General features: G+C 41.2%; 18 protein-coding genes. 9 read left to right on the top strand and 9 right to left on the bottom strand.

Annotated elements, in window-relative coordinates:
• The first annotated feature begins 99 nt into the window (after positions 1 to 99).
• The gene (gene recQ / locus METTI_RS09160) at positions 100 to 2,175 is read left to right on the top strand and encodes a DNA helicase RecQ (protein ID WP_023845535.1); all 2,076 of its coding nucleotides are present in this window, start codon (positions 100 to 102) and stop codon (positions 2,173 to 2,175) included.
• 36 nt (positions 2,176 to 2,211) lie between these two features.
• Here recQ and METTI_RS16190 read toward each other — a convergent pair whose 3' ends face one another.
• The 3 genes from METTI_RS16190 to hxlA form a co-directional block, all read right to left on the bottom strand.
• Positions 2,212 to 2,337, bottom strand: a complete 126-nt coding sequence (locus METTI_RS16190; RefSeq protein WP_023845534.1) for a hypothetical protein — start codon at positions 2,335 to 2,337, stop codon at positions 2,212 to 2,214.
• Positions 2,338 to 2,421: 84 nt separating this feature from the next.
• Positions 2,422 to 3,180, bottom strand: coding sequence for an A24 family peptidase C-terminal domain-containing protein (locus METTI_RS09155; protein ID WP_023845533.1), 759 nt, complete (start codon positions 3,178 to 3,180; stop codon positions 2,422 to 2,424).
• A gap of 1 nt (position 3,181) precedes the next feature.
• Positions 3,182 to 4,480, bottom strand: coding sequence for a 3-hexulose-6-phosphate synthase (hxlA, locus tag METTI_RS09150; RefSeq protein WP_023845532.1), 1,299 nt, complete (start codon positions 4,478 to 4,480; stop codon positions 3,182 to 3,184).
• A gap of 78 nt (positions 4,481 to 4,558) precedes the next feature.
• Here hxlA and METTI_RS09145 point away from each other — a divergent pair, with 78 nt between their 5' ends.
• From METTI_RS09145 to pyrI, 3 genes are read left to right on the top strand one after another with little or no spacing between them, the layout of a single operon-like run.
• Entirely contained in the window at positions 4,559 to 5,017 is a 459-nt protein-coding gene (locus METTI_RS09145) for a DUF5788 family protein (RefSeq protein ID WP_023845531.1), read from the top strand.
• A 45-nt stretch (positions 5,018 to 5,062) separates the two neighbouring features.
• Positions 5,063 to 5,989, top strand: a complete 927-nt coding sequence (gene pyrB, locus METTI_RS09140; RefSeq protein ID WP_023845530.1) for an aspartate carbamoyltransferase — start codon at positions 5,063 to 5,065, stop codon at positions 5,987 to 5,989.
• Positions 5,986 to 6,456 (top strand): aspartate carbamoyltransferase regulatory subunit, encoded by a 471-nt coding sequence (gene pyrI / locus METTI_RS09135; protein WP_023845529.1) that lies wholly within the window; start codon positions 5,986 to 5,988, stop codon positions 6,454 to 6,456. Before pyrB ends, pyrI begins: the two co-directional genes overlap by 4 nt.
• A 210-nt stretch (positions 6,457 to 6,666) precedes the next feature.
• On the opposite strand, the gene dapB is transcribed toward pyrI, so the two are convergent.
• The 4 genes from dapB to METTI_RS09115 form a co-directional block, all read right to left on the bottom strand.
• Positions 6,667 to 7,458, bottom strand: coding sequence for a 4-hydroxy-tetrahydrodipicolinate reductase (dapB, locus tag METTI_RS09130; protein WP_023845527.1), 792 nt, complete (start codon positions 7,456 to 7,458; stop codon positions 6,667 to 6,669).
• The gene (gene dapA, locus METTI_RS09125) at positions 7,455 to 8,330 is read right to left on the bottom strand and encodes a 4-hydroxy-tetrahydrodipicolinate synthase (RefSeq protein ID WP_023845526.1); all 876 of its coding nucleotides are present in this window, start codon (positions 8,328 to 8,330) and stop codon (positions 7,455 to 7,457) included. The genes dapB and dapA overlap by 4 nt, the downstream gene beginning before the upstream one ends.
• Positions 8,331 to 8,354: 24 nt before the next feature.
• Complete coding sequence (locus METTI_RS09120; RefSeq protein ID WP_023845525.1) at positions 8,355 to 8,549, bottom strand: 30S ribosomal protein S17e; 195 nt, start codon at positions 8,547 to 8,549, stop codon at positions 8,355 to 8,357.
• Between the two features lie 134 nt (positions 8,550 to 8,683).
• Entirely contained in the window at positions 8,684 to 8,974 is a 291-nt protein-coding gene (locus METTI_RS09115) for a hypothetical protein (RefSeq protein ID WP_023845524.1), read from the bottom strand.
• Between the two features lie 160 nt (positions 8,975 to 9,134).
• Between METTI_RS09115 and dinB the strand changes: the two genes are divergently transcribed.
• The 5 genes from dinB to METTI_RS09090 all read left to right on the top strand — a co-directional run bounded on the left by dinB (position 9,135) and on the right by METTI_RS09090 (position 14,438).
• Positions 9,135 to 10,223, top strand: coding sequence for a DNA polymerase IV (gene dinB / locus METTI_RS09110; RefSeq protein ID WP_023845523.1), 1,089 nt, complete (start codon positions 9,135 to 9,137; stop codon positions 10,221 to 10,223).
• 174 nt (positions 10,224 to 10,397) lie between these two features.
• Positions 10,398 to 11,429, top strand: coding sequence for a PEF-CTERM sorting domain-containing protein (locus tag METTI_RS16105; protein ID WP_023845522.1), 1,032 nt, complete (start codon positions 10,398 to 10,400; stop codon positions 11,427 to 11,429).
• Positions 11,430 to 11,746: 317 nt separating this feature from the next.
• On the top strand, positions 11,747 to 13,669 hold the full coding sequence (locus METTI_RS09100) for a methyltransferase domain-containing protein (protein WP_023845521.1): 1,923 nt from the start codon (positions 11,747 to 11,749) through the stop codon (positions 13,667 to 13,669).
• A 200-nt stretch (positions 13,670 to 13,869) separates the two neighbouring features.
• A complete protein-coding gene (locus METTI_RS09095; protein ID WP_023845520.1) occupies positions 13,870 to 14,154 on the top strand; it encodes a ferritin family protein in 285 nt (94 codons plus the stop codon).
• A gap of 11 nt (positions 14,155 to 14,165) precedes the next feature.
• On the top strand, positions 14,166 to 14,438 hold the full coding sequence (locus METTI_RS09090; protein ID WP_023845519.1) for a ferritin family protein: 273 nt from the start codon (positions 14,166 to 14,168) through the stop codon (positions 14,436 to 14,438).
• A 29-nt stretch (positions 14,439 to 14,467) separates the two neighbouring features.
• Here METTI_RS09090 and METTI_RS09085 read toward each other — a convergent pair whose 3' ends face one another.
• Entirely contained in the window at positions 14,468 to 15,211 is a 744-nt protein-coding gene (locus METTI_RS09085; RefSeq protein WP_023845518.1) for a heparan-alpha-glucosaminide N-acetyltransferase, read from the bottom strand.
• A 19-nt stretch (positions 15,212 to 15,230) separates the two neighbouring features.
• Complete coding sequence (locus METTI_RS09080; RefSeq protein WP_023845517.1) at positions 15,231 to 15,689, bottom strand: Zn-ribbon domain-containing protein; 459 nt, start codon at positions 15,687 to 15,689, stop codon at positions 15,231 to 15,233.
• Between the last annotated feature and the right edge of the window lie 62 nt (positions 15,690 to 15,751).

Genomic DNA, 15,751 nt, shown 5'->3' with positions numbered 1-15,751 from the left:
AATTTTACTGTACTGAATAGTAGAATACTTTCACCCTGCATACCCGAAGATTAAATACGTCAGTAACATATATTCAGGAAAAACAAGTATGGTCTAAAGATGCACGAGACTCTCAGCAAGTACTTCGGATATTCTGATTTTCGTCCTTTACAAAAGGAAATAATCAATGATGTGCTAAATGACCGTGATACTTTTGTTCTTATGCCTACCGGGGGAGGGAAATCTCTTTGTTACCAGCTACCTGCACTTCTAAAAGATGGCATCACAGTTGTAGTCTCTCCGCTGATATCCCTTATGAAGGACCAGGTTGACAGTCTGAAAGAGAATGGTGTTGATGCCGCATACCTTAACAGTACACTGAAACCTGCCCAGTCAAAACGCATTTATGACGAGCTGAAAAGAGGGGAAATCAAAATTCTCTATGTGGCACCTGAAAGGTTGACGATGTCAGGCACCATCACACTTCTTAAGAGTCTTAACGTAAGCCTTTTTGCCATTGATGAGAGTCACTGCATCTCAGAATGGGGACATGATTTTAGACCGGAGTACAGAAAACTCGGCATGTTAAAAAAGAAGTTTCCGGAAATACCCATTATTGCACTGACCGCCACAGCTACCCCAAAGGTAAGAGAAGACACCATAAAACAACTTGGTATCGAGCAGTGTGGAGTATACATTGCAAGCTTTAACAGGCAGAACCTGTTTTACCGTGTGCGTGCCAAGAAAGACACATATAACAACCTTCTGAAGTACCTGCGGAAAAAGAAAGGTGAAAGCGGAATAATTTACTGCCAGAGCCGCAGGACTGTGGACAGCCTGACCACCAAACTCAGGAAAGACGGATTTAATGCACTTTCATACCATGCAGGCCTTACTGATCTCCAGAGAGCAAAGAACCAGGAAATGTTCATCAAGGACAGGGCAGACATTGTTGTTGCTACCATTGCCTTTGGAATGGGAATCGACAAACCCAATGTTCGTTTTGTCATACATTATGACCTTCCCAAAAATCTTGAAGGATATTACCAGGAAACCGGCAGAGGAGGACGAGACGGACTTGAATGTGAATGTGTACTCTTTTTCAGTCGAGGTGACAAATACAAAATTGAGTATTTCATCAAACAAAAAGACAAAAAGGAAGAAAGAGACATCGCAATCAAGCAGCTCAATGACATGGTGGACTACTGTGAAAGTAACATCTGTCGCCGAAAAGTATTGCTGAGGTATTTTGGAGAAGAAATACCAGAGGATAACTGTGGCAAATGTGATGTCTGCCTTCAGCCACGTATAGAAGTTGATGGAACTACAGAAGCCAGACTGATAATCAAATGCATTCAGGATCTCAACCAGAGATTTGGAATGAACCAGGTCATAGATGTGCTTACCGGTAGCAGGGCAAAGAAGATCACAGACAAAAAACACCATCTGCTCAAAAGTTTCGGGCAGGGAGACAAATATTCCAAAAATGAATGGCAGGATATGGCACGAGAGATGGTCAGACAGGATGTAATCAAAGTAGAGGGAGCACGTTATCCACTTCTTAAACTCAACAAGAAGAGCCTGGAAATACTTGATGGAAAAAGAACTGTGACTTTTACCCGAAAAGTAGAGGATGCGCAAACAGAATATGAACCAGTTATATCTGATATCGATGAGGATGAATTTGAGGAAGAATGCAATCCAGTCGTTCATCGCAGAATCAGCGATGACCCTGATAAAATCCTATTTGACAAATTAAAAGAGCTGCGCATATCCCTGGCGCAGATGCAGGATGTACCACCTTACATCATATTTGCAGATACAAGTCTTCGCCAGATGGCTGCAAGAAGACCAGCTACAAAGGAAGAAATGTTGAAAATAACAGGGGTTGGTGAGTACAAACTCAAAAAATATGGCGACATGTTCCTCAAAGCTATTGCAGAACATTTAGAAGCTGAAGAAGCATCAAAGCCGGGAAATAAAGAAGCCAAAAAGAAAGTTCCTGCAAAAGAAAAAAGTAAAGCTGATATTTCCAAAAACAGCATTCAAAAACCGGCTCTTAAAAAAGAAATAGTTCTTAAGGCACTGGATGAACTTGAAGATGACCTCATCAGAAGTATAAAAGATAAACTGGGTGGAAACTATTCAGATGATGAAATCAGAAGTGTTTACTCGTCAATTGTTAAAAGAAAATGAGAAAACACTGATTCTGTAAATCATACTCCTCAGAGATTATTCACATGTATCAAGAAGGTGCCTTTTAGGGCGAACCCTCTGATCACCAGGATGAATCGGGTTTACCTTTGCCTTTTGATCATCTTCTTTCTGCTTTTTGTTTTCAGGTTTATTTTCTTCCATTGACCCATCTCCAATTAATTATTTGAAAGAAACAATATTAAAACCTGATGCAAAACAGAACTCAAAAAGAGATTAAAATGCAATTCACATCATCATGAATTGCATTGTCAGCTGGAATATAAGATCCCCATAGACAACCGCTGTTATGAATCCGGCAGTTATTGGAATCATAAACGGAAGACCTGGAGTTATCCATACACCATCTTTTACTTTGCCTTCTTTCTGATACATTTTCAGCTCTTTAATCACATCAGAACTGATTTCTGTACCTGACCTTGAAAATTTGAACTTTAAACCGTCTTTTGTATCCTCGTAAGAATCGATCATACGGAAATGGCCTTTTTCCAGTTTTGATATTGGAGTGATATATCCTATGAACATGTAAAGTGGCCTTTTCAAAGATTCAGATGGATTCTTCACCAGATTATACAGGCACAGTCCTATCGGAACTATTACAGTAAGAATTACGGAATTGCCAAATACACTGAAAGCAAAGAGGTTGATTGGAGGAACTCCGGTGAGTGGGAGACTTGTGGAACCCAACTCTATTGCAGGGAACGTTGGAATTATCAGCGAGATAACCATTAATATTTTAGCATCTGCGCCTCCGAAGGCTCCGACCTGGAAAAGGATGTACACAAAAGCGAATATGAAGAGGAACGACAATATGTTGCGTACCAGATAAGGGAGACCATAGGTCATCAGGTCGTACATGATAAATATGAATCCCACACCGAACATCATAAACCATACATTATTGGAAACACGCCGGGTTTTGATATCCGAATAGCAGGAATATAACAAAAAAGGCATGCATACAAGCACTTTTAACAATTCAATCATTTCAGTGTTTCTCCCATTTCTTAAGTTTCATGACTTCAGATAATGTTGCACCCCTGCGAATCTCCTCAAAAAGACGCTGCTCCGTCTTTTCAACCTCTTTAGCACGTCTAGAGATCTCATAGGCGCGTTCTTTTGGAATGACAACGACTCCGCTGTCATCACCCACAATGTAATCACCCGGGTTTACAGTCTGGTTCCCGCAAACAATTTCAGAATTTATTTCACCGAAACCTTTGGGTTCACCTGCATTGGGCACATGACAGGTAGCAAATACAGGAAGTCCTATTTTCCGAATCTCATCGATGTCCCGCACGGCACCATCGATAACCACACCAGCAACTCCTTTATTAAGGCAGCTCAAAGTGGCAAGTCCTCCCCAGGGAGCAACATGCCTGCTTCCATTGTAGATTACGATTACATCGCCTTCCTTTGCTTCATCTATGGCCTCAACTGCTTTTGCCCAGTCTCCTTTGAAGGTCTGGACAGTTACCGCAGTACCTACCATCTTTTTGCCTTCCCTCATTGGGAAGATATCCTGCATGGCACCTTTCCTGTGCATGGCATCGGAAATGTTGGATGTTGAAACTGTTTCCAGTATCGCTCTTATTTCCTCATCCTTTGAAACTTTCATGGACCTGACAGTTGAAGGTGAATCAACACTTCCTCTGATGGTTTTTGCAGAAGCAGTCACATTGGATGAACGGACGATATTTCCACCGACAATCACAATGTCAGCACCTGCGCTTACGGCCTCGGCACATGATGCCGCGTCCAGACCCCCTGCAATTGCAACGGGAATATTGACTTTCCTGACCACTTCCTTCATGATGGAAAGTGAATCATGACCCTCCATCTGCTGGTCAATCCCTGCATGTACGTTTATGTAATCAACACCCAGCTTTTCCACTTCCATACTGCGGAAAACAGGCTCATTTGCAGAGATTAAGTCTGCCATAATCTTTACTCCGTACTTTCTGGCCGCACGTACAGATTCAAGTATAGTGGAATCGTCTGCACTTGCAAGGACAACTATGATATCAGCACCTGCCTTAGCTCCCATTTCAACTTCCATGGCACCGGTATCTGTTATTTTCATATCAGCAATGATGGTCTTATCAGGGAAAGCTTCCCTTAGTTTTCTGATAACATCCATACCCTCACTTTTTATGAGAGGAGTCCCGGCCTCAAGCCAGTCTGCACCGCCTTCCAGAGATTCTTTTGCTATCTGTATTGCCCTGTCGGTTTCCAGGATATCAAGAGCAACCTGAATAATTGGTTTATTAGGATCAACTTTGGACATACTTACACTACTAAAATACTTGAAAACCTATAAATTTAATCACGTAAAAATTAATATTGTTAAATTTTGGGAGCTGAAATGAAGGATAATGAAGAGATTTCCAACAGAGAAAGAGAAAAATTGTTAAAAAGCCTTCATAGTAGTCTTTTCTGGGTAGGAGAAGAGATACCCTATAAGGTTATAATCGACGGAAAGGAAGTGCACCTGCATGAGATCGTATGGGAGATCGTTAACAAGCCCAGGATAGAAAGAAGCGATGTGGAAAACATCGATAGACTTCTTGAACTGCTGGCAGCTAAGGAAAATGAGTATGAGGAATGTCTTGGGAAGGGACATCTTAGCTCTGATGAAGCAAATCATATTTTTGAGAAAGCTGCAGGCATTCGCAGGGCCATTATGGACCTTAAAGAATTAACAACATCTGCAAAAAGAAAGGCTATTTTCAAGTGCAGACACATCTGTGATGATGTTGAAACATGCGAGTGGGACAGCCTTACTGAGGAGATGAAAGATAAATGCTGGAGCAAAAAGTCCTGAGTCAGCAGGCAAATATTATATCCCATGCAATGCCTTTAGTAGTCGATGAATTTTAAGGACCAACCTATCATTTCTATGAGGAATTTCTCCAGAGAGATGATCGACCATATACTCGCTGCTGCTGAAAAGATGGAACCGATTGCACGCGGAGAAGAAAGGTCGGACCTGCTTTCAGGAAAGATTCTTGCAGTTCTTTTTTTTGAACCAAGTACAAGAACCCGAATGTCTTTTGAAACTGCAATGCTCAGACTTGGAGGAGATGTTTTAAACCTGGGTTCGGTGGATGCCAGTTCTATTGCAAAGGGTGAAACACTTGCAGATACCATCAGAGTTGTTGACGGCTATGTCGATGCCATTGTTCTCCGCCATCCGAAAGAAGGAGCGGCACATCTTGCATCTGAATTCTCCAGTGTACCGATTCTTAATGCAGGTGACGGCGCTGGCCATCACCCCACTCAAACCCTGCTTGACCTTTATACAATCAAGCGTGAAAGCCACCTTGAAGACTTAAAAATTGCACTTGCAGGTGATCTCAAATATGGAAGAACAGTTCATTCATTATGTTACGCACTTTCACATTACGGCGCACAGATAACCCTGATATCCCCTAAAGAATTGCGTATGCCGGAAGAAATAATCAATGATATCATTGAAAGGGGAGCCAAGATAAAAGAAGTGGATACCATAGAAGAAGCTGCAAGGGATGTGGATGTGCTTTACATGACGCGTATACAGAAAGAGAGATTCCCTGATCCTGCGGAGTACCGCAAAGTGGCTAACAAACTGAAGATCAACCTGGAAACTCTGAAGAATGCAAAGCCGGAACTCAAGATTATGCATCCACTTCCAAGAGTGAATGAAATAGATGCTAGTGTGGATGCTACACCACACGCCTGCTACTTTAAACAGGCATTCTATGGCGTGCCTGTGAGAATGGCACTTCTTGGACTGGTATTAGGAGCGATAGAATGACCGATATTGAGACAGAGCTCAGGGTGAGCAGGATAGAGAATGGTACTGTCATCGACCATATCACCGCAGGCAAGGCTCTTAATGTATTGAAGATCCTCGGACTTCCTGATTCATCAAAAGGAGTTGTTAGTGTTGTGATCAACTCCAAAGGAAGATATGGAAAAAAAGATGTAGTTAAAGTCGAGAACCGTGAGCTGAATGTTGAAGAAGTTGATAAAATAGCACTCATTTCACCAAATGCTACAATCAACATCATACGCGACTTTAATGTTGCCAGCAAGTACAAAGTACACATACCGGCTTTTGTAGAAGGAGTTGTCAGCTGTATAAATCCTAACTGTATATCCAACAGCAATGAACCTATTACATCAAAGTTTACTGTAGATACCGAAAACATATTCCTGAAACTCAGATGTTATTATTGCGGAAGAGTAATCTCCGAAAATATTGCAGAGCACCTGCTATGAAAGAATTAAAAAAATAAAAAAAGGAAGAAACGATTGGAGTTTGGAGGTAGTAACAATGGCATCAAAAGTTGTCATGCTACAATACATATTATATGTAGACAAATATATAATATCGATGACCATTGTTAATTATTTATCATGCCATATTGTGCACACATTTTCCGATAACTGTGCCACAAATGAACATATGCCTACCAAAAAAAGAGGGATTTATAACCCCAGTATATCCTGCATGGTATAAAGACCAGAGTCAGCGTTGCCAATCCAGGCTGCTGCTTTGACTGCACCACCAGCGAAAGCCTGCCTTGAATGTGCCTGATGCTTTATCTCTATTCTCTCACCATCACCTGCAAAAAGAACAGTGTGATCTCCAACTATGTCTCCACCGCGTACTGCATGGATACCAATCTCTTTTCCGCGAGGTGCAAAGCCCTCACGGCCGTACACAAATTCCTTGCCGCCAAGTGCTTCACTAATGACTTTTGCTGCACCCAGTGCGGTTCCGCTTGGTGCATCTTTTTTGTGCATGTGGTGAGCTTCTATGATCTCAATGTCCATGTCACCAAGATATCTGGAAGCTTCTGCAAGTATTTTAAAGAAAACGTTTACTCCTACTGAATAGTTCGGAGAGATAATTCCTGCAACATTGTTGCTGATAATTGAATCTTCAATTGCTTTTTTCTGCTCAGAAGAAAGACCTGTAGTTCCTATCACAAGACTCACACCGGCTGATGCGGCCTTTGGTGCATTTACAGCAGTTGCATCTGCAATTGTAAAATCAATAAGAACCTGAGTTTTAGATTCCTTCAGGACAGACTCAATATCCTCTACGCTCGATATAGCAACTCCCAATGAACCTATCTGAGCTACCTCACCGACATCCTTACCGATGTTCATAAGATCAAAGGCTGATGTTAATTTCAGGTCGTCGAATTTGAGAATATTATCAATAATAAGTCTTCCCATTCTTCCGGAAGCGCCGGTTACACCAACATTGATCATGCAATACACCCCATCTTGCGTAGGACATTTTCAAGAAGAACACTGTTCTCATCACTTAATGGCGCAAGAGGGAGCCTCATGTCACCACTTGAAAGACCTATAAGTTCTACTGCCCTCTTTACAGGTATAGGGTTTGTTTCTGTGAACAATGCACGTATAAGTGGTGCTACCTCAAAGTGAATCCTTCTGGCAGTTTCAAGGTCGCTGGCCTTTACAGCTTCAGCAAGTTGTACCATCTTAGCAGGAACAATATTAGCAACCACAGAAATTACACCTGCGCCGCCTATGGCCATTGATGGAAACGTAAGACCGTCCTCTCCTGAAAGGACCTCAAAGTCTTCGTCTGCAGTTTCTTCAATAATCTGTGAAAACTTGCCAAGACTACCGCTTGCTTCCTTGACAGCCACGATATTCTCAACCTTTGAAAGCTCTACAATAACTTCCAGTGGCATGTCCTGCCCTGTACGGGATGGGACATTGTATAAGACTATAGGAATATCTGAAGCTTCTGCTATCTTTTTAAAATGAGCTATCAGCCCTGCGTTGTTGGGCCGGATATAATATGGGGATATTATAAGAGCACCATCTGCTCCCGCGTCAGCTGCGTGTTTAGTAAGTTCCACCGCCTCTGCAGTGTTGTTAGAACCTGTACCGGCAATGACAGGAACCTTAGCGCAATCTACACAAAGATTAATCAGCTCTTTGTGTTCCCTGGTCTCCAGGGTTGCGGATTCACCGGTCGTGCCACAGACAACAACTCCGGAAACGCCACCTTCTTCTACAAAATTGACAATGTTTTTGAAACTTTCTGAATCAACAGAACCGTCCTTTAAGAATGGCGTTACAAGAGCAGGTAAAACTCCTTCGAACATGGGAACATCCCCTCTCCAGAAACCTTACTCTCTTGGCTTATGGGTCATCTTTCTTGTCACGTAACCTGCTACACGGTTTCTGATAACCTTGCTCTCGATGGTTGTGTACTTTGTCACAAGGTGCTTGTTTGTGTCAAAGTCTGTTGTAAATACGTTACCGTGGTTTTCGGCTAAGCGAATTGCGATTCTCTTGATATTTGTTTGTCTAATATTTCCCATGATAATTCTCCATTATTATGAATTAATTATTTGATGAAACTTGAAACTTTATAGTAGTAACTTGTGTCGGGGTTATAATAAATACCCTTACATTTATACCTTTTGGATTACTGGAACTGCACCTGAATACTTGATTATATATCAGTCTTTCCCAGAAAACGATCCATAGCATCAGCGTTGTTGAATACACGCTCCCGGACACCTTTTTTATTGGCATACATACCAATAAATACAATAAGAAGACCCATTTCCGGATTAAAAGTTGTGAACAGGATTCCAAGTAGTACTATTGACGAAGCAAGAATACCTTTCATTGCCCCTTTACGGTAAGAATCAAGTTTGGTCCTTTTATAGATCCGGATATCCCTCAATGTTAGATAAAGAACAGCTACGTAAGCAAAAATTGCAAGATAGATATAATACATGATTTACAGGACCATTGGTTTATTACTTTATACGGTTGCCATGGTTCCTGATATTATATCAGAGTTCCGTTAGGCATAAGCAAAAAATCAAAATAAATGATATATTCAATTGAGGCTGTAAATATAACTGCAGTTGAATAAAAACACTTATGGAGACTAAATGGAAAACTCTGGAAGGGAAAGAATAACACTGCACATTGATATGGATAGTTTTTATTCATCAGTTGAAGTGAGAGAAAAGCCGGAAATTCGAGGATTACCTGTTGTTGTAGGTTCTGATCCAAAAGGTGGTAGTGGAAGAGGAGTTGCCAGCACCTGCTCTTATGAAGCAAGAAAATTTGGTATACATTCCGGAATGGCAATTTCAAAAGCCTACAAACTATGCCCGGATGCAGTTTATCTCAGAGTTAACATGAAGCTCTACAAAGAAGTATCGGCAGAAATTATGCAGACACTTCGCATTTTTGCAGACAAATTCCAGCAGGTGAGTGTTGATGAAGCATACCTTGACATTGGAGAATCTATTTCGGACTATGAATCTGCAACATTGCTTGCAAAGAAGATTAAAAGTGAGATCCAGAGACTTCACGGACTCACATGTTCCATAGGCGTGGCACCAAATAAAGTGATTGCAAAAATTGCGTCGGATTTTAACAAACCCAATGGCTTGACAGTTGTAAGGCCTGAGGACATACAGGATTTCCTGTTCCCAATGCATGTATCTAAAATCCCGGGAATCGGTAAGAAGACACAGCCAATACTGCAAGAATTGGGAATTGAAACTGTTGGCCAACTTGCCACCTGTGATGTGCAGTTGCTTATAGCACGCTTTGGAAAATTCGGGGTTGTAATGCACCAGCTTGCAAATGGTATTGACACACGGGAAGTTAAAGAACGGGAAGAAGTAAAATCCGTAAGCACTGAAGACACATTCGATGAAGACATCTCCGACCCCGGGAGAATTGAACAGGTTTTCAAAGAACTGACCGAGAAAGTCCACGCTTCAATGATGAAAAAGCGATTCCGATACAGGACTGTAACAATCAAGGTTCGTTACGAGGATTTCAGGACATACACCCGTGCAAGAACCCTGAATGCTGCAACCACTGATAAAGAGGTCATCGCAAAGAATGCGCTGATACTTATGGAAGAGTTCATGGGAAAAGGCAGATTCAGGTTACTTGGAGTAGGGGTCACTAAGCTTGAGAAGATTGATGAAAGACAGACTTTTTTGAGTGATTTTTATTGATAAACAAATTAGAGATATTGATTATATGCTAATCATCATTATTATGATATACAGGTCATTCGAATAATTATATATGAAAGAAAAATCAACATGTGGATAAGCTGGAATAAGGGGGACAAAACAAACCTATTCTGAGCTAAAAAGTGATCCAATAGATATTGGGTGGTGCGATATATGAAATGCAAAATAATTACATTACTTGTAGTGCTGGCTTTATTCACAGGAATGGCAAGTGCTTATGAAACAAATGACCTAAGCTCAAATGGACCAGAGCCAATGATAAAACTGGCTGCTGCAACAGGAGAATCAACTGTAAATAATGGAGACGGAACCTTCACATACACTCAGACAGTGGACGATAGCAGTACAGCTCCTCATTACACTGAACCTGCCAATGGAGGATTTGACATATACAGCTGGTGGGATGAAGACTATGGCTGGACACACACATTAGATTCAGCAATATATAATGATCCAAATCTTACAATCAATTCCGTACAGCTTGTCATAAGTGCATATGATGTCGATGCGGAAACATACCATGGCCTTGATGGAGAATACGATCATGTTACTGCAGATGGTGTAGACATGAACCCGGTATATCTCCAGGGAACAAATGGTCAATGGGCAACCACAACATTCGATGTAAATCCTACCTTATTGACAGATGATGGAGAACTTGACATCTGGATTGACATCGACATTTACCACAATTATGATGAGTGGGCAACCACACTTGAATACAGTAAGCTTATTGTAACATACAGTCTGGATGGTTCCAACCATGTGCCATACGAGCCTGTTGTTGAGAAATACCCTGCATACTGTGTAGATACAAATGATGACCTTACTGTTACTGTAACCGGTCCAGACCCTGCAGACCCAGATGAAGATGCTGTTACATACAAGTACAGATGGTATGTGGATGTAGGAACCGGCGGATACCTTGATGATGAATTCGCACTTGGAATCGACCACACAGGATGCACAGTACCTGCTGCAGACACAAGTGCCGGACAGAAATGGATGGTACAGGTCACTCCTGTAGATGTTCATGGTGCACAGGGCCCAATGGTCGAAGTGGAATTTGAGACAATTGTAAGAGAATGTGGCGAAGAGGAAATTCCAGAGTTCCCAACACTTGTACTTCCAGTAGCTGCAATTCTTGGTCTTGCACTGGTAATCCAGAGACGCAAGAATGAGTAAGTGAAAACTTACTCTGCTTTTTTTATTTTTTAATACGATTTCTTTTTCATTTAAGATACCCTGTTACTTGCAAAGATATCAGTAAATGGCTGATATTGTAATTCTGCAATGAAGGAATAATTAATAGTGATAAATAATACATAATTTATCTTTTTTTTAGTAAATAAGGAGTTAAAATTAGTATTAATATGATTAATAATGATTTATGATATTAAAACTAAATAAAACTTGTAATCATAGGTTATTTATCCTTAAACACCAGTATAGCCTTTGAATACACTGTAATATGTGTTCCAAAAATTAGAGGGCTATACCTGATGAAAGAAAGACCTAAAGAATACCAGAACAAGGAAAAACAAAAATCAAGGACATTGGGACCTGTACCACATCTGGAAGAGCATGTGAACCCTGATTGGTGGAAGAAAATATTTAATTCACTCTACCTGAAAACCGATGCAGACATAGTAGAAGATGCAAGCATCACCAGACAGGAAATAGATACTTTTTCATCAATACTTAAACTGACACCTGAAAGCCATGTGCTCGACCTGTGCTGTGGCCAGGGAAGACACACACTGGAACTTGCAAGAAGAGGTATAAAGAACCTAGATGGACTTGACAGGTCACACTACCTTATCCAGAGGGCGAAGAACACTGCTAAAAAGGAAAGTCTTGGTGTCAAGTTCAAGGAAGGGGACGCAAGAAAAACACCATACACAACTGACACATTCGATGTTGTGATGGTCCTTGGAAATAGTTTTGGTTATTTTGAAACGTCTGATGAAGACCTGAGAGTCTTAAAAGAAGTAAAAAGGATACTCAAACCCTGGGGAAAGGTGCTGCTTGATGTGGCAGATGGTTCATATCTAAAGGAAAAGTACCAGCCACGTTCGTGGGAATGGATTGACAAGCACAACTTTGTGTGCAGGGAGAGATCTATTTCAACCGATGGTCAGAAACTCATATCCAGAGAAGTCATTGTCAACGATACATCAGGAGTTATAGCAGACCAGTTCTATGCTGAACGCCTCTATACAACTGAAACGCTGAAAGAACTGCTGAAAAAAGCAGATTTCACGGACATTGAGATAGTTGATTCCATTAATTCACAGACACTGAGAAACCAGGATCTTGGAATGATGGAAAGGCGCATTACTGTGACTGCCACGGTCAGGAAAGAATGGACTCCCAAGAGAAAAAAGGCGAAGGAAGCAAAGAAGAATGTAGTCGTTGTTTTTGGAGACCCGAGAAAAAACGATTCACTGAAACCTTGCGGTGTCTTTGATGATGATGACATGTACACCATTGACCAGCTTAAAGGCGGACTCCATGGGCTTGAAAATTATTCTTTCAAATATCTGGATAACCACGATACACTTGTCACAGACCTTGCAAAGATAAAATCTAAAACAGATTTCATTTTCAATCTTTGTGACGAGGGATATGATAACGATCCTAAAAAAGAGCTGCATGTGCCTGCAATACTTGAAATGTTTAACATTCCTTACACTGGATCAGGACCGCAGTGCCTTGCATTCTGCTATGATAAAGCACTTGTGAGGGGGATTGCAAAGGATCTTGGTGTTCCGGTTCCTGAAGGTATTGTTGTTAAAGGAGAGGACACCCTGTTCGAGCTGCCCATGGATTTCCCGGTAATCGTAAAACCTAACTTTGGTGACTCCAGTTTCGGACTGAACCAGCACAGCGTTTGTAACAGCCGCGATGAAGTTGTCAGGGCTATTTATGACATCAGGGAAGGACTTGGTTACGACAAACCGATACTTGTGGAAGAATTCCTCTCCGGAAAAGACCTCAGTATAGGAATCATAGGCAACCCACCTGAGAACTATACCGTACTGCCGCTTACACAGGAAGATTACTCTGACTTACCTGAAGAACTTCCAAAACTCTGCGGATACGAAGCAAAGTGGATACCAGACTCACCTTACTGGAAAATTAAATCCTCACCTGCTGATCTTCCAAAAGAGACTGAAGAACTCATTATCGAGTGCAGCCTGAAACTCATAACTAGGCTGGAGTGCAGGGATTACACCCGCCTTGACTGGAGACTTGATGCAAAAGGCAACCCAAAACTCCTTGAAGTCAACCCCAACCCCGGCTGGTGCTGGGACGGACACCTTGCAAAAATGGCAAAGATAGCTGATATCTCGTACAGCGATATGATAGCCATGATACTCAAGAGCGCGGATGAGAGGATATCTGGGCAGAAACAGGGATAAACTGCAATTCAAAATTATTTTTAATGGAACAGATCATATGACATTTGATTTTGTTCCATGACTTATTTCGTTAGTTCTAAATAGACTGAGGCTTCATGTATTAGATGGGAGTTATTATTTGCCTTTATCTTACAGGCAAATAAAATCACATTGAATCGATTATTGCCAGTTAGTGAATACTGGATATGGAGAGTGGATATATGTTTTCAAAAGTACCTATAGACCTCAGTAACATAAAAAAAGAAAATATTGACAAAGAGATACTAAGAGCCGCACTCATGGCCGAACTTGATGCCATCAACCTCTATGAACAAATGGCAGGTATGACTGACAATAAAGAAGTCAGTGATGTACTTCTTGATGTTGCAAAGGAAGAGAAAACGCACATTGGAGAGTTCCAGACACTTCTACTTCAGATAGATCAGCAGCAGGTTGATGAGCTGGAAGCTGGAAAGAAAGAAGTTAAAGAAGAACTGGGCAAATAAAGGGTGATGAAATGGTATTTTCAGAAGTTCCCATTGAACTTAAAAATATCAGTGAAGATGACATTGATAAAGAGTTAATGAGAGTTGCCATTATGGCTGAGTTTGATGCCATTAATATGTACGAACAGATGGCAAATCTCACCGAAAATGAAGACCTTAAGACAATATTACTCGATATAGCTAAAGAAGAAAAAGTTCATGCAGCCATGTTCCAGACAGTCCTCATGGAAGTTGACCATGAATATCTAAAGGTAATGGCAAGTTATTCACTGGCAAAAGATTGAGTTCTGTGTCTTATATGCAGAACACTTCTTTAGAAGCTTGTAAGCAGCAGTAGCATTCCCACAATCACCGGCTGATGCACCAGATAGATCAACAGCGACTTTTTCCCCAGATACTCAAGCAATCTCACGCCAGCATTCCCCTCGCAATCACACATCCTGAAACTTCGTTTGTAATCAGGATACAGACTGTTCCCTGTATAGATTCCCAGAAGGACAAGTCCAAACCAGGGTATCAGCGGGAAGTAATCAAGAGTATAAAAACCATGAGGTTTCAGACCTATCCATAAAAGCCATGGATAATCAACATAAGCAGCATCCATTGGGATTCCTGCAAAGAGCAGTACAAGACCTGCAATCAGGTTGAACCATCGGTATTTTAGAAAGGGATAAGAAATGATTATTGAAACTCCAATCAGGTGGAGAATTCCAAAGTAAATCGTGCCGCTTTCAAGGAATGTTGCGGTTACCAGCGTAATCACAAGACCCCAGCCAAAGATTCCGGCACCTCTTTTGAGATTGTGGATGAATATCTCTTTTCCAGATTTGCAGCGGGATGCTCTTGAGTAACTTAAAGTGAGTGAAACACCCACAAGGAAAATGAACAGGATAGCTGCGCTTCTTCCTATAACTACAATAAGACCCGAATGCATGTCAAATTCAGAGATGCTGAAAAAATCAAGATCAAAAAAGAAATGATAGATAACCATCAGAACGATTGCGACTGCACGCAGAGCATCAACTTCAAAGAATCGTTCTTTTGGATTTACATCCATTGCTTACCTCAAAGAAGATTTACTTTTTCTTCTTTTTCTTATCTTTGTTTTCCTTAAAAACAGAACCAAGATGGAGAGCATATGCACCATCTTCTTTGAAGGCCATTACAATCTCCTTGCGATCAAGCAGGGAATCAAGGTTCAGTTCGTAAGAGCCGGGACCAAGGATACGCACGGATTCAACCCTTTCGCCTTCCTCTTCAGTGACACTGGATTCTTCCTTCTCAACACCAAGGATATCATCAATCTCACGGATTATTTCTCCTGAAGACTGTTCTCCTTTTGTTTCAGAAGAAGTCTCATCAATGACATGTTCCTCTCCGGTTTCCTGAGCTTCAGAACCTTCCGGAGATTGCTGCTCAAGCTCTTCATCCTTGACATAAAGGAACTTATTCCAGCCACAATTAGGGCATCCGCTAAGTATTACTGAAGCGCCGTCTACAAAGATAGATTCACATCTTGTACACTTATGAGGCATGGTCCACCGAATTAAATAAGCATCATGATATATTAAAACACTTGCGATAAGCCACTTACAGA

It is taken from the genome of Methanolobus tindarius DSM 2278 (assembly GCF_000504205.1).
Lineage (GTDB): Archaea > Halobacteriota > Methanosarcinia > Methanosarcinales > Methanosarcinaceae > Methanolobus > Methanolobus tindarius.
This window is presented reverse-complemented; position numbering and strand designations above follow the sequence as displayed.

Coding starts and splice junctions, on each gene's coding strand:
- recQ (WP_023845535.1), top strand. CDS start 100: ATGCACGAGACTCTCAGCAAGTACTTCGGATATTCTGATTTTCGTCCT.
- METTI_RS16190 (WP_023845534.1), bottom strand. CDS start 2,337: ATGGAAGAAAATAAACCTGAAAACAAAAAGCAGAAAGAAGATGATCAA.
- METTI_RS09155 (WP_023845533.1), bottom strand. CDS start 3,180: ATGATTGAATTGTTAAAAGTGCTTGTATGCATGCCTTTTTTGTTATAT.
- hxlA (WP_023845532.1), bottom strand. CDS start 4,480: ATGTCCAAAGTTGATCCTAATAAACCAATTATTCAGGTTGCTCTTGAT.
- METTI_RS09145 (WP_023845531.1), top strand. CDS start 4,559: ATGAAGGATAATGAAGAGATTTCCAACAGAGAAAGAGAAAAATTGTTA.
- pyrB (WP_023845530.1), top strand. CDS start 5,063: ATGAATTTTAAGGACCAACCTATCATTTCTATGAGGAATTTCTCCAGA.
- pyrI (WP_023845529.1), top strand. CDS start 5,986: ATGACCGATATTGAGACAGAGCTCAGGGTGAGCAGGATAGAGAATGGT.
- dapB (WP_023845527.1), bottom strand. CDS start 7,458: ATGATCAATGTTGGTGTAACCGGCGCTTCCGGAAGAATGGGAAGACTT.
- dapA (WP_023845526.1), bottom strand. CDS start 8,330: ATGTTCGAAGGAGTTTTACCTGCTCTTGTAACGCCATTCTTAAAGGAC.
- METTI_RS09120 (WP_023845525.1), bottom strand. CDS start 8,549: ATGGGAAATATTAGACAAACAAATATCAAGAGAATCGCAATTCGCTTA.
- METTI_RS09115 (WP_023845524.1), bottom strand. CDS start 8,974: ATGTATTATATCTATCTTGCAATTTTTGCTTACGTAGCTGTTCTTTAT.
- dinB (WP_023845523.1), top strand. CDS start 9,135: ATGGAAAACTCTGGAAGGGAAAGAATAACACTGCACATTGATATGGAT.
- METTI_RS16105 (WP_023845522.1), top strand. CDS start 10,398: ATGAAATGCAAAATAATTACATTACTTGTAGTGCTGGCTTTATTCACA.
- METTI_RS09100 (WP_023845521.1), top strand. CDS start 11,747: ATGAAAGAAAGACCTAAAGAATACCAGAACAAGGAAAAACAAAAATCA.
- METTI_RS09095 (WP_023845520.1), top strand. CDS start 13,870: ATGTTTTCAAAAGTACCTATAGACCTCAGTAACATAAAAAAAGAAAAT.
- METTI_RS09090 (WP_023845519.1), top strand. CDS start 14,166: ATGGTATTTTCAGAAGTTCCCATTGAACTTAAAAATATCAGTGAAGAT.
- METTI_RS09085 (WP_023845518.1), bottom strand. CDS start 15,211: ATGGATGTAAATCCAAAAGAACGATTCTTTGAAGTTGATGCTCTGCGT.
- METTI_RS09080 (WP_023845517.1), bottom strand. CDS start 15,689: ATGCCTCATAAGTGTACAAGATGTGAATCTATCTTTGTAGACGGCGCT.